Below are 14,043 nucleotides of genomic sequence, written 5' to 3' on the forward strand. Positions count from 1 at the left end.
AAAATGGGAAACACATTTGCAAACAGAGAAGTATGTGATTTGATCTTTGAGGATTACGCAACAAAAACACCGTTCCTGAACATGGATTATGCCAATGTCAGCACAACAGAAATCACAGGAGAAAGCGTATTTGCCTACGGCGGAAAGGGTCATCCAAAACGCGTGGCATTCTCCGGTGAAAGAGGCGGCACACTGACTATCGAAACACAGATGCAGAGCTTCAAACTGTATCAGTTACTGACTGGCGGCGATATGTCCAAATCCGCTAAATTCATGGTCAGAGAAGAACTTACAGCAGCCGAAGGCGGCACTGTCACACTGACAGATACACCAGCTTCCGGCGCAGCCATTAATGTATTTGCTGCCGACGATGACTGCGGTACAGCAAAAACTGCAACTGTTGCGAATAAAACAGTGACCATTACAGATGCCGCAGCCGGAGACAAAGTCATTGTCTACTATGTCAAAGACATTACAGACAAGGTTCAGAAAATTTCTGTCAAAGGCAGCTCCTTCCCGAAAGCCTTTACGGTTTACGGCGACACAGTTATGAAAACAGAAAACGATGAACTTTTACCATATAAGTTTATCGCTTACAAAGTTACTCCACAGTCCAATATGAGCATCAGCATGTCCAACAATGGCGATCCGGCAACGATCACAATCACCTGCGACCTGATGGTCAATGACAAGGATGAAATGTTAGACCTTATTCTCGAAGAAGAATAAATCATCTGTACCAGAGGGCGGTTTCGGCCGCCCTCTTAATTTCTATGAAAGGAAAATCAACAATGAACAAAATTTCTGTGGGGACCATTTCTCGAACATTTGTTCTGTTCGTGGCTTTGCTTAACCAGTTTTTGACAATCACCGGTAAGAATCCTCTGCCTTTCAGTGAAGATGAGATATACAACGGCATATCAATGCTGCTGACCGCCGCTGCCTCCTTATGGGCCTGGTGGAAAAACAACAGCTTTACAAAAGCCGCCATCGCCGGTGACGCCTATAAAGAAGGCTATAAATATACCAATAGGGGGGGAATTTCATGAAAGGAATTTATACATATAACGGAACCGAATACGAATTTGAATACAAAACGGTACTGACGGCCATGCAGCGATTAATGACCATAATGAATATCGAACAGGTCCTGCTTCAGGACGGTCATTATTATTCATTATTGAAGGACATCGCCATTAAATATTATATTCTGAGAGCCTATGCACCGGATTTTGAATATCCCACAGCAATCACAGACGCTGATGGCGATCTGGATTGGGATGAAATCGAAATCTTTTTCGCCGATACGGATATTTATGCCATTATTGCCGAAAATGCCGATACCATACAGTTTCAGGAAATGCTGGAAAATCTGGACAACGACCTGGCCTACCAGACCGGCATTGACAAAGCCAGCATTACCAACGAACTCATTCAATTGATTCACTCCTACAAAGAAATCCTGGATTTATATAATCAAAATCAACTTACACAGTCCTGACATCTGAACACAAACCTAAATCGTAAAAAAACTTACAGACCAAATTAGGTTTTCATATAAAAAATCTCTTTTTCTTTTCTCAAAGTCCGTTTTATGGGACACTGACTTCTTTATAATGGAGGATATCTTAATTTATGACAAAGGAGGAATCGTCCATGGACAATCTGACAGAAATTCATTTCATCCCTTATAGGATACTTCTCGCTGTCCGAATCGACACATTTGAAGCGGAAATTATCGATGAAATCCATTGCGCACCTCATGAAGAGTTTCGCAAAAAACACTTTGAAAAACTTTATTCCGGATATGACAATGTCGTCATCGTAGAAATCCCGGCATAAAAACGGACAAAAGGGACATCCATCACAATTTTAGAAATTTGGAGATGGATGTCCCTTGCACGTTCTATTAAAAAATGCTAATTATGACGGAATATCGAATATGGACATCAGTTTTCTAAAGGTATCCTGTCCGTCCAGACAGGTGTCTGTCAGATATCCTTTCTCCCGTTCCCATTCAGAGAGCCCCCGGTAATAATACAGCTTCTTGGCATCCTCAATGATAAACGGAATAAGCCCAAAACGCAGGCACTCCTTTAATGCGATCAGCCTGCCGACTCTGCCGTTGCCATCCTGAAACGGATGAAGACGTTCAAATTCATAATGGAAACGGATGATGTCGTTCATCGTGATATCCGTTTTGGCTTCATATTCAGAAAGCAGAATTTTCATGCGTGGAGCAACCTCTTTTGGCTTTGCAGTTTCACGGCCGCCGACTACATTAGCTCTTTTCTTGTAATCCCCAACGGCAAACCATGCAAGCGAAGAGTTCTTTGTACTTTGCTTCAAAATACGGTGCAGTTCTTTGATGATATCCTCGGTAAGAGGTTCTTCCGCCATATCGATACAAAAGTCAATGGCACGAAAATGATTGACGGTCTCAATAATGTCATCAACAGGAATACCCTCTCCCACATCTACGGTGTTTGTTTCAAAAATCAGCCTGGTCTGATCTTCACTAAGCTTGCTTCCCTCTATGTGGTTAGAGTTATAGGTCATCCGCACTTGAAGCTCATGGTACAGACCTCCAGGCATACGGATGTTTTTCTCATCCCTGAGAGTTTGAAGCAAAACGTTATCCGAAATGGTCTGACATAGTTCACCTGCAGAACAACCGAAAAAAACAGCCATTTTTTCAAGAACATGATCGGCGATTTTCTCTCCTCGTCCGATTTTTGCCATGGTGCGAGATGAGATACCAAGCTCCCTTGTCAATGCAGTTTTCGTCAAACCTTTTTCATTCAGTTTTTGCAGCAAAACGGAATATGAAATCATAGTCTTCGCCCCCATCCTTTACTTATTGTACCATAAAGAGCAAAAAAGTAAAGGACGAAACCGTCAGACACTCTGTAAAGAAAGCATTATGTTTAAGTAACAGTGGAAAACTGCAAAATAATTGAATACACTATCTAGAAGCAATCGCAACTACAAACCCTTCCTCTGTTTTTTATTAAGGGGAACTACTTTTATGAAAGGAGAAATCAAATGCCCGACTACAAAGTCAAGATCACACCTGAACTTGATTCAGGAAAATTTCAAAAAGAATTGAAAAACCTAACAAGAGACCGGACCATGAAGATAAAGCTGGATAGCTCCGGTCTTGAAAAAGCGGCCAGATTGGCTGAAAAACTAAACACCAAACTGACCTCAGCTTCCGGCCCGAAAACTCCGAACCTTTCAAACTACAGTCAGGCCGCAAAGGATATCAACGCCCTCGTTGATGCCCAAAACCGACTCCAGAGCGCCATCGTCCGTACAGGAAATATCAGCCCTCCTGCGATCTCCGGTCCTTCCGAAGCTGACCTGAACCGGATGCGTGAAGCCTATGAAGAACTCTGTTCTTCCATCCAGAAATACAACGAAATCTCTTCGGCCGTTTCTACTGATTCTGGAAAAGGCTCTATACCTTCTTCACAGATGCAGACTGATGCTTCAAAAAACGCTAACTCTTCCCAATCCATACTGGATAAGGGAATAACTGCACTGAATACATTATCTGCCGTCACCTCTATAGGTAACGGTTTGCCAACATTATTAAAAAATATCAATTCCAAACTAACAACAAACCTAGATCAGCCAAAATTCCTGGCTGCAACTTTACCATAAGTGGGTCTATCATCGTAAAGATGCTTTCATAATGGCGAAAGTGTTCAATGCGGTGAGATTAGGGTTTTAAAATAAATAGAGGAATAATTCGTCGAACTCACTATTCTGTGACGAAATCCGCAGTGAATCGGATGAAAAAAAGCGCCCTTACAGGCGTTCCGTGACAACGCACGAACCAACCCGGCAGCACACAGCCGTATCATATAATCCGTTAGCAGCGACCACGTTCCTGCGTGGCGGCGGGATAAAGATACTAATGACCGGGAGGCGCAGAGAGAGCACCCTTCCTCGGAGGACATGCAGGCCATAATTGCATGTGCTTTTAATGAATGTTCCAGGGTAAATAAACAATGGTAGTATTCTACTGCGGCAAGCTTCATGCCGCGGCTGCCCTTCCGGCAGCCAGACCAGTGATATCTAAGGAGATATTTTTCTAACCGCAGACTGTCCTGCGGCTGGAGAAGCTGACAGTTTTTGAAAGACTTTATTCACAGTAAAAAGTCCTTAAAAATAGCTTCCACAATCTTTACACACCCACTGTTTCCCTACAGATTGCCATAGACCAAAATCCGACCAAAATGTAGTTTTCCTGACATTGACAGAACCGCAATAGGGACAATGAATTTGCCTTGACTCAATCGCACGTATCTGAGCTAATCGCATTTCTTCTTTTTTCTCCCATTTTTCTTTATGTGCCTCTATTTTGCGCCTGTTTTCTGATTCCTCCGCAGCATTCATAACCGTTGGCGTTAAAGGACATTTACACCAGATACATACATTTGCGTGTTTACTTATATTTTGTCCACAAGAAGGACATTTTATTGATGACATAACTCTTTCTCCTTCCATACACAGAATGCTATACATTAAAAATCACTTCGGCATTTTTTACAGTGCCATTGCTTCTGAGCAAAGCCACCAAAAAAAATTTTTTTTACATCAATGGAACCGCAATATGGACACTTTATTATGACATGGTTCTGAGTACTTTTCTTCACCTGCTCGTTCCACTCTTCCACCGTCATAGCATTATATTCAGATGGTAGCATTCCTGTTTCTACTGCTTCTATGCAAAAACTACTTGTTCCCCTTACCTGAGTTAAATCATATACCTCCCAGATAATTTCAAGCATTTCTTCTGAATGCGACCATTCTAAATTGTTTTTATCAATAGCCATCATTTTTTTATATATTTCTGTAAAATCATAATCTACATTATTGATTTTACATATGATTTCCTCTTCGTGCTGCTCCATTGGATTACCACAGTAAGGGCACTGTACTGCTTTACTCAATACTGTTTTTCTACACTTTTTACATAGCCTTAACGCCATATTCTTTCCCCCTTGAAATGAAATAAAAGTAGAAATATTGTTTTCATTATATCATACTGTCACTTAAAGATATAGGTTTATATGGCGACCGGGTAAAATCTTTTAAAGGAATTAACACGACATCAAGTAATCAATACAGAGCCCTAAAATCCGAACTGGAAAATGCAAGTGATTTTACCGAAATCAATAAACTTCTAAAAGTTGGGAATGTACCTAAAGAAATTGCTGAAACCGCTTTAAACGAGATTCCTGAATATGCTAAGTCTTTAAATACTGTTGCAGAAGCCGCTTCCACTTCTGCAGATACTGTAACCAATCTCGGCATAGCACTTGACGGGTTAAAAAGCTTTACAAATACAGGCGATGATCTGGGCCTTATCTTTTCAGGACTTGTAAGCTATTTGCCTTCGATATTACCTGTGGCCGCAGTCCTTGGTGCCTCCGTCGCCGCAATCAGTATCCTATCAAAACAAGCAAATGAATTTAGTGATGCGATATCAAAAACATCAAGCTCACAGTCTTCCTATAGCGAAACTGCTTCGGAACTGAACAACCTGAATTCTGAATTAGCAACTTCCGCACAGCGTATATCTGAATTACAGGCTTTAAAGAACGCTGGAACAATTTCTTTCACAGAACAAAGTGAATTAGAAACTCTGAAACTTCAAAATGAAGAGCTGGAGCGGCAAATAAGTCTTAAACAACAGATGGCAGACACTCAATCTGAAACTACAGTAAATGATGCATTAAATGCATTAAAATTACAAAGAACTACAGATTTCACTCAAGAGATTCTTTCACCTGCAGAAGACGGTGAACGATATTTCAGCGGTTATGCAGAAACCGATATTATTTCTGCTACTAAAAATCAAATAAACGAACTGTCTGATTTACAAACTGAGCGTACTGCTTTATTAAATAAACTTAATAGCACCTCCAACAAATCTGAAAAAGATATGCTTACAAAAAAGCTTAACGTTTTCGATCTTAAAATATCTGACCGCTTTAATACCGTCTCAGATAATATTAAAATTCTGAACGGTCTTCGTGAAAGTTTTAAAGACCCATTGACTGGTCTGATGAAAACGGATATGAGTGCTGAAGCTGAGATGTATTATAGTTCCATTACCAAAATCATTGATGACTTCAACAGCCAAAATCTTTCACCAACTGAGCGTTCTTCAAAAAATCTCGATAAATTTTTTGATAATTCTTATTCAAAAAATGTAATAAAAGACACACTGATCGAGGCTGCAAAATCCGGTGAAAACTTAAATATCATATTAAAAAACATGGGTCTGAGTCTCGATGATTTGGGTGTGGAAAATATCAAGGATTTAAAAACATACCTTAATGCTCTGGTCTCTGATGCAGATGCCGCATCTGATTCAATCAAAAGTCTTTCGGATACAGAATCCATAAACAGTGTTGCTTCTGCTTTCCATTCAAAAAATTCCGGTTACAACTATGAACAGGCCATCGTCTACTCACAGAGGGCAACCGATCTATTTAACCAGGGTCTTGTTGGCACAGATGATTTCAAAGCTTTTGCCGATTATATCTCCTATGGCATGGATGATTCCATCGAAGCCTATCAGGCAGGCATGGAGAAATTCAATCGCTACTTTACCGCCGAAAATGACACCGGGCTCCAAAATTTCATCCAGGATTTCAAAGAAATGCACTCTCTTGGAGAAGATGATGATTGGATCTCGGACATCGGAAGCACTGCGCTGCTCGCCAAGGACATGGGCATAGGTATCGGCGCCGTCGAAGATATCTTAAGCCGAATGGAGGATTACGGCTATATTACCAGTGACCAATGGCATTCCTCTCTTGAAGACCTGTCCGAATACAAAAATTCACTTTCAGCCCTCGAAGAACTTTACGATAGTATGGATTCCGGTGAACACAATCTCCCATACCATGGGATTTATCATAAATTTCAGCACAGAGTGTTCCATTTGCTGAATAAGCCACTCCGTGTTCTCCGCTTCTTTTCTCTCAGAGAAGCGATTGCAACTATAAATTCTTCCTCTGTTTTTTAATAAGGGGAACTACTTTTATGAAAGGAGAAATCAAATGCCCGACTACAAAGTCAAGATCACTCCTGAACTTGATTCAGGAAAATTTCAAAAAGAATTAAAAAACTTAACGAGAGACCGGACCATAAAGATAAAGCTGGATACCTCCGGTCTTGAAAAAGCGGCCAGACTGGCTGAGAAACTGAACACCAAACAAGCCTCTGCTTCCGGCCCGAAGGCTCCGAACCTTTCAGATTACAGTCAGGCCGTCAAGGATATCAACGCCCTCGTTGATGCCCAAAACCGGCTTCAGAGCGCCATTATCCGCACAGGCAATATCAGCCCTCCTGTGATTTCCGGTCCTTCCGAAGCTGAACTGAACCGGATGCGTGAAGCCAGTAAAGCCTATGAAGAACTCTATTCTTCCATCCAGAAATACAACCAGATTTCTTCGGCTGCTCCTACTGGATCCGGTACAGGACGTGCAGCAACACAACAGGCACCTTCTGTTTCTGCTGACAACTCCAGTCCTATAAACCATTTTAAATCGGTGTTGGACGGTGGTTTGTCTGCTTTAAACACCATTTTAAAAGTCAGCTCAACATATGAAAACGTATCTGTATTATCAGAAAAAGTTAAACAAAACCTAGATCAGCCAAAATTCCTGGCTGCAACTTTACCATAAGTGGGTCTATCATCGTAAAGATGCTTTCATAACGGCGAAAGTGTTCAATGCGGTGAGATTAGGGTTTTAAAATAAATAGAGGAATAATTCGTCGAACTCACTATTCTGTGACAAAAGCCACAGTGAATCGGATGAAAAAAAGCGCCCACGCAGGCGTTCCGTGACAACGCACGAACCAACCCGGCAGCGCACAGCCGTATCATATAATCCGTTAGCAGCAACCACGTTCCTGCGTGGTGACGGGACAAAGATACTAATGACCGGGAGGCGCAGAGAGAGCACCCTTCCTCGGAGGACATGCAGGCCATAATTGCATGTGCTTTTAATGAATGTTCCAGGGTAAATAAACAATGGTAGTATACTACTGCGGCAAGCTTCATGCCGCGGCCGCCCTTCCGGCGGCCAGACCAGTGATATCTAAGAAGATATTTTTCTAACCGCAGACTGTCCTGCGGCTGGAGAAGCCGACAGAAGATTAAAAATAGCTTCCGCAGTTTTTACATCTCCAGTTTTTGCCGATAGACGCAGAAGGAACAAAAAGACTATGTCCACCCATAAAGCCCATATTACGTCGTACATCCAAGGAACCGCAATATGGACAATGCAACGTCGAACGCAGCTTTTCTTGTTTCTCTTCCAATTCCTTTTTGCGTTTTTCTTCTTTTTCTTTTTTAATTACTTTATATGACTTATACTTTAGCTGTCCTTGCAATGGATACCCACAATGAATACATTTTTCTGACAGATTACTAACATCTTTTCCACATTCTGGACACTTTATTAAACTCATATGCGACACCTCGATTAATAATTGATGATAATAGAAATTTTATTAATTATACTATACCACACATTGTCACTTAAAGATATAGGCAGGTTGTCAGATACAATAAGCTCCATTAGAACCTCTGGAAGCACAGAATACCACGGTTTATATAGTATGAAAAAACTCAGGAATTTAAGAAACATCATTAATCAAATGGACAATGCTAATGATGTAAATACAGTCTTAAAATCATCTGGAGTCGAAAAAGATTTCGCTCAAAAGGCTCTCAAAAGATCAATTTTTTCAGATGATGCTACTATCGCTCTTAAGGGATTAAAAAACTCAGGGGATTCATTAACTTCTTTAGAAAACATTTTTACAGGAATCGGAACAACCCTGAAAGCTACCCTCACAAATCCTTTGACATGGATAGCCGGGGCCGGTATCGCCGCTGTCGGCGCGTTGATCTATAAAGCTACCGAATTTGACCGTGCGGTAAATACCAGTACAAAATCTCAATCTGCCTATGCTTCATCAGCAAATGAACTATCAGAATTAACTTCTCAGTTGGATACTGCTGCCGCAAGGATATCTGAACTCCAGGCACTAAAACAGCAGCAGAAAATATCTCCTGCCGAATCCACTGAATTAAATCTGCTCATTCTCCAGAATTCAGAGCTTGAACGACAGATTCTGTTGAAGGAGAAGTCAGCCAGTCGTCTTTCGGATATTGCGGTAAACGATGCTCTCAGCGCATTGAAGCAGAAAAATACAGTCGATCTGGTTCCTACGGAAAACTCTGAGAATGGTTCGGATACTAAAAAAGTATATGACGATTTTGGGACAGCTTATTATGCTTACGATCAGACAGACATCCTTACTGCAACAGAAAAAGAAATTCAAAAGTTGGAAGATCTAAAAGAAACAAAGGCCAGCTTAATGGCAGAAATAAAGAATCCTCTCACAAGCTCTGAAAGGAAAACCGAAGCCGAAAAAGAACTTCAGGACACAGAAGCTGAAATAACAAAACTGACCCATAATGTAACGGACCAGATTCAGGACTTACAGATACTGCACGGAGGTCTGAGCGATCCGATGACCGGTCTGATGAAAGAAGGCATGAGTGCTGAAGCTCAGAACGCTTATCGTTCCCTGACAGATGTCCTCAACAATTTTAATACTTTAAATCTTACAGGCCCCGAAGCGGAACTGGCCAAACTCGACAATTTCTTTAACGGTTCTTCCGGCAGGAATTATATTAAAGATGCTTTAATGGCCGCATCTGATGCAGGAGAAAATTTGGAAGATACCTTGCGAGGTATGGGATTGGGTCTGAAAGATCTCGGCATTGATAATGTAAACACCTTGAAACAATATCTGGATGATGCACAAGCCTCTGCCGAAGCCGCTGCTCAATCCACAGGAGCCTTTGATGGCTCTCTCGAAAGCGTACAGACTGCATTTGCTACAGTAAACAAGGGCAATGACTGGTCCAACATGGCCGGATACATAGAACAGGCCAATGAACTCTACAAGCAGGGACTTATCGGCACTGACGATTTTCAATCCGTTGCCCAATTAATTTCACCGGAGAAGATTGATATTTCAGATGGTGAGAACAAGGCGGAAGCTTATGCAAAAGCCTGGGAAAATGCCTATGAAAAGGTTTCCCGATGGTTTAACGCCGAAACTCCGGACGAAAGCATCATGAATTTTGCCCGTGATCTGGATGCTGTAGACGGAACAATTGGAAATCTTGATGATTCACTGGTCAGCATCAACGAGGACGACGGACGGTTCAAAGTTGATTTCAAATTTAAATCCACAGCCGAAGCTGCAAAAGAATTAGGTACCAGCGTTGAAGTCGTGGAAGCTCTGCTTCATAAATTCGAAGATTATGGCTATGAATTGGACGATGTCCTGTTCAGCGGCGAAGGCCTGGATGCTTATAAACAATCTCTGGAAGGTATTCGCACTGTCTTTGATTCATTGAGCGACGGCGCCTCAAAAGAGCGTCTTGGGGGCCTGCTCGAACAATGGGATTCCGACTATGCCTACTTCTTAGAACATCCTGAAGAACTGGATAATGAGCAGATACTCAAGCTTCAGTTTGAGTATGATATGGCTTCTCTGGAATCAGAAATTGACCACTTACAGGAACTATGGAATGAAGGCTACCGTTCCGCTGAAATCGGGGCTTCTCTGAACGCCTCCAAACGAGCTTACCGGGAAGAGCGCGAAAAAAACTCTGGATATGATGAAGAAGACGATATCGGTTACCGGGCAGCCTCTGACAAGATAGAAGAACTCCAGTCCAAATTTAACTCTAATCAGAGCGATGCTGACCGTGAAAATATCCAAAGTCAGATTTCGGCAATTTTGGATCTGCAAAACGCTTTTCAGGATGCCTTTAATGATGGTGACGCTGTAGACTGGGAATCCTTCCTGAACAGCGAACAGGCAATGTCTGTCATGGAAGACATAATGAACAGTACAAATCTTTCCAAAGAAGACCTTGAAAATCTGCTTAATATTGATTTTGAGGCTCTTGCCTCGAACGAACCAGTAATCAAAGTGACAGCCGAAGCCGATGTTTCAAGTATCGAAGCTCAAGTATCCGATATGGAAATTGGTGAAACATTAACTTTCAATGCAGATATCAGCGGAGTAGAACAGGAAATAGAAGCTGTAAAAAATGAAGATGGTACCATTTCCTATTTTACAGAAATTGACGGCACACGAACACAATTCGAATTAAACAAAAATGGAACCATCACTTATACCGTTAATGAAGTTCCCGGAACAGAAGTTGATACATCCGATGATTCATGTGAACGAACAGTGAATGAAGTGCCTGGAGAAACAGTTCAAACTGTGCCTGTGGCAACCAGTACGGCAAATTTCAATCTTGGAAGCTATCCGACAAGTCTGCCCCCAATATACCAAACGGTCTATCAGGTTCCCTTCAAATTATCTTCTGGCGAAGGCGGCCATGTCACCGGCACCCTTCTCTCCCCGGCCCACGCCGACGGTAAGGTCTCCTTACCTCAAAATGAAACGGCCCTGGTCAATGAGTTGGGTACGGAATCGATTATTCGAAACGGCAAGTGGATGCTGATTCCGGGCGGTATGCACCGGGAACATTTGAAGAAAGGCGATATTATCTTAAATGCCAACCAGACAAAGAGCCTTATAAAATATGGAAAGGCCGCCGGAAAAGGCCGTGCCTACGCGGAAGGTACATTAAATTCCGTCCTGTCCAACGCCTACGCCAGCGGTTCAGGGGACGCGCCGGAACCGGAAACCTTTGACTGGATTGAAAACCGAATCAAGCATCTGGAATCTCTGACGGAGGACTGGAAGAACAAATTGGAATCCGTGACCACCTTTAAGGCACAGAATTCCTACATCAGCCAGATCATTTTAGCTATCCAGAATGAAATATCCAACCTGAACGCATCCTACAATGCCTATATGGCAAAGGCCGCTTCTCTTGGTCTGGGCAGCGACTATGTTGAAAAGATTCAAAGCGGTCAGCTCGTGATCGAAGATATCACCGATGAAGATTTACAGGAAAAGATCAAAGAATATCAGGACTGGTACGATAAGGCCGAGGACTGCCGTAAATCCATTGAAGATCTGAAACTGGATGTGAAAGATTTAAATGAAGAACGGGTCGACAATATCACCGATGACTTCGGCAATCTTTCTTCCCTTTTTAAGACCATCATCGGTCACTACGAAACTTTGAATGAACTGGCCGAAAAGCAGGGAAAATCCCTCGGCCGCAGTGATTACGATGCCCTTATCAAGTATAACAATGAATTGAAGGCCGTCAAATCCGAAGAGCTGAAAAATATACAGGCTGAATTTGACCGTCTGATGAAAACTCAGGAAGACTTTGCCGGTTCCGACCTCTATATGGACATGCAGGAGCACATCTTCTCTCTCAAAGATGATATTGCTTCGATCAATATTGAACTGGAAGACATTAAAGACACGATCGTCGAATCGGATTTCAGCGCTTTTAAAAAGAATGAATCCCATCTGAAAAGCTTTGCTGATGAGCTGGACCGTGTCGGTGATTTATTAAATGAAAATAATTTCTTCAACGACAATGGCTCCTTTACAGCCTCCGGATTGACAAAGATTGCCCTGATTTCTGAGCAGATGACCACAGCAAAGCAATTAATGGCCGAATATGAAAATGCCATTGACCAGCTTGGCAAACATCTTTCGATGGGAAATATTTCTCAGGAGGAATACAACGAATCCTTGGAAGAATACCGGGAAGGAGCTCAGAATGCAGCGGCGGATGTGAAACGTTACAAAGAAGCCATTCTGGACTTGGTAAAGGATGGTCTGAAACAGGAACTGGATGCCAACAAAGAACTCATCTCCGCCCGGAAAGAAGCGCTGAAAGGACTGAAAGACTATGATAATTACCAGAAGAAAATCGAGGATAAGAATAAAGACATTCAGCAGCTTCAGGCTCAATTGGCCGCCCTCGAAGGCCAGACCGGACAAAATGTGGATCGACAGCGCCGTGAACTCCAGGCCAGATTAAAGGAACTTGAAGCGGATAAACAGGAACTGATGGACGACCGGGCCTACGACCTCCGGATGGAAGGCTATGACAAAGCCCAGGATGATCTTCAGGAAAGGTACGACGCCTACATTAAAGACCTGGAATCTAATACCCAGACTCAGGAAAAGGTCATTTCCGACACACTGAAAAATGTCCGGGACAATTATGGTTCCGTCGCCGGAGAATTAAATAAAATCGGCGTGAACATGTCAGAGGACATTGCCGGGCCATGGCTCTCAGCCAAAAATGCGGCCAAGCAGTATACGGATGCCATGAAGGACGCAGCGGCAAAATCAACGATCGTCACCGACAAGATTGACACATCCAAACGGGAAGATTCATCGGTCATCCAATCCATTGCTCCAAAGCCGGCAGAAAAAGGGCACGAATCCCCTACAGATCAAACGCATCAGCCCGACGGCCCATCCGGTCCAAAATCTCCAAATGATCTCGGACTGGACCCAAGTCCATCGACCAAAGGATTGAGCTGGCTGGCAAAGGAAGTCTCCATCCATGACAGGCTTCTCTACAACGGTTGGGCAGCCAGTGACAGAAATTATCAATTACTCCACGAATGGGCCGGAGGTCAGGGAAGCTGGACCGGCACCGCTGAACAGAATATTCACATTCTAAACGCTCTGAAATCCGCCGGATTCAGCCATGGCGGTATCCTGGAATCCACCGGAGAGGATGGTATCTTCCTCGGCCGCAACAAAGAAGCGGTGCTTACAGAAACCCAGTGGAACACCATACGGAATCTGGCAGACGCCGCTCCGGTACTTGTTCACCCTCTTCCGCAATTTTCTGCACCTCAGAACCCGGACACTGTAACCAATGTCTTCGACGCGCCTTTGATTCAGGTTGAAGGCAAAGCAGACGAATACACGGTTCGGGAGCTGCGCCAGCTTGCCAGGAGCATTGCGCCGATGATCGGCAAAGAATTCTATAAAGACGCCCGTAAAATTGGCTTAAAATAAAAA

Annotated in this window: 12 protein-coding genes; 8 read left to right on the plus strand and 4 right to left on the minus strand. The window is 42.8% G+C overall.

Annotated elements, in window-relative coordinates:
• The first annotated feature begins 3 nt into the window (after positions 1-3).
• The 4 genes from EV212_RS01610 to EV212_RS01625 all read left to right on the plus strand — a co-directional run bounded on the left by EV212_RS01610 (position 4) and on the right by EV212_RS01625 (position 1,842).
• Positions 4-729 (plus strand): hypothetical protein, encoded by a 726-nt coding sequence (locus EV212_RS01610; RefSeq protein WP_132087856.1) that lies wholly within the window; start codon positions 4-6, stop codon positions 727-729.
• Between the two features lie 44 nt (positions 730-773).
• Positions 774-1,049 carry a phage holin gene (locus EV212_RS01615; RefSeq protein WP_132087859.1) on the plus strand — a complete coding sequence of 92 codons (276 nt, stop codon included), beginning with the start codon at positions 774-776 and terminating at the stop codon, positions 1,047-1,049.
• Positions 1,046-1,501 carry a hypothetical protein gene (locus EV212_RS01620; protein ID WP_132087862.1) on the plus strand — a complete coding sequence of 152 codons (456 nt, stop codon included), beginning with the start codon at positions 1,046-1,048 and terminating at the stop codon, positions 1,499-1,501. The genes EV212_RS01615 and EV212_RS01620 overlap by 4 nt, the downstream gene beginning before the upstream one ends.
• A gap of 155 nt (positions 1,502-1,656) precedes the next feature.
• Positions 1,657-1,842, plus strand: a complete 186-nt coding sequence (locus EV212_RS01625) for a hypothetical protein (protein ID WP_132087865.1) — start codon at positions 1,657-1,659, stop codon at positions 1,840-1,842.
• An 81-nt stretch (positions 1,843-1,923) separates the two neighbouring features.
• Here the strand turns inward: EV212_RS01625 and EV212_RS01630 are convergent, their stop codons facing one another.
• Positions 1,924-2,835, minus strand: a complete 912-nt coding sequence (locus EV212_RS01630) for a Fic family protein (protein WP_132087868.1) — start codon at positions 2,833-2,835, stop codon at positions 1,924-1,926.
• A gap of 210 nt (positions 2,836-3,045) precedes the next feature.
• On the opposite strand from EV212_RS01630, the gene EV212_RS01635 reads away from it, so the two are divergent.
• Positions 3,046-3,666, plus strand: a complete 621-nt coding sequence (locus tag EV212_RS01635; RefSeq protein ID WP_132087871.1) for a hypothetical protein — start codon at positions 3,046-3,048, stop codon at positions 3,664-3,666.
• Between the two features lie 504 nt (positions 3,667-4,170).
• Here EV212_RS01635 and EV212_RS01640 read toward each other — a convergent pair.
• Positions 4,171-4,497, minus strand: coding sequence for a hypothetical protein (locus EV212_RS01640; protein ID WP_132087874.1), 327 nt, complete (start codon positions 4,495-4,497; stop codon positions 4,171-4,173).
• Positions 4,498-4,532: 35 nt separating this feature from the next.
• Positions 4,533-5,000 (minus strand): hypothetical protein, encoded by a 468-nt coding sequence (locus EV212_RS01645; protein WP_132087877.1) that lies wholly within the window; start codon positions 4,998-5,000, stop codon positions 4,533-4,535.
• A gap of 419 nt (positions 5,001-5,419) precedes the next feature.
• On the opposite strand from EV212_RS01645, the gene EV212_RS01650 reads away from it, so the two are divergent.
• Both EV212_RS01650 and EV212_RS01655 read left to right on the plus strand, forming a co-directional pair.
• Positions 5,420-7,048 carry an ATP-binding cassette domain-containing protein gene (locus EV212_RS01650; RefSeq protein ID WP_132087880.1) on the plus strand — a complete coding sequence of 543 codons (1,629 nt, stop codon included), beginning with the start codon at positions 5,420-5,422 and terminating at the stop codon, positions 7,046-7,048.
• Positions 7,049-7,082: 34 nt separating this feature from the next.
• On the plus strand, positions 7,083-7,709 hold the full coding sequence (locus tag EV212_RS01655; RefSeq protein ID WP_132087883.1) for a hypothetical protein: 627 nt from the start codon (positions 7,083-7,085) through the stop codon (positions 7,707-7,709).
• A 475-nt stretch (positions 7,710-8,184) separates the two neighbouring features.
• On the opposite strand, the gene EV212_RS13625 is transcribed toward EV212_RS01655, so the two are convergent.
• Positions 8,185-8,499, minus strand: a complete 315-nt coding sequence (locus EV212_RS13625; RefSeq protein WP_243115427.1) for a hypothetical protein — start codon at positions 8,497-8,499, stop codon at positions 8,185-8,187.
• A 396-nt stretch (positions 8,500-8,895) separates the two neighbouring features.
• Here EV212_RS13625 and EV212_RS01665 point away from each other — a divergent pair, with 396 nt between their 5' ends.
• Positions 8,896-14,040 carry a hypothetical protein gene (locus tag EV212_RS01665; protein ID WP_132087886.1) on the plus strand — a complete coding sequence of 1,715 codons (5,145 nt, stop codon included), beginning with the start codon at positions 8,896-8,898 and terminating at the stop codon, positions 14,038-14,040.
• Positions 14,041-14,043 lie beyond the last annotated feature (3 nt).

The organism is Frisingicoccus caecimuris, from assembly GCF_004340975.1.
Taxonomy (GTDB): Bacteria; Bacillota; Clostridia; order Lachnospirales; family Lachnospiraceae; genus Frisingicoccus; species Frisingicoccus caecimuris.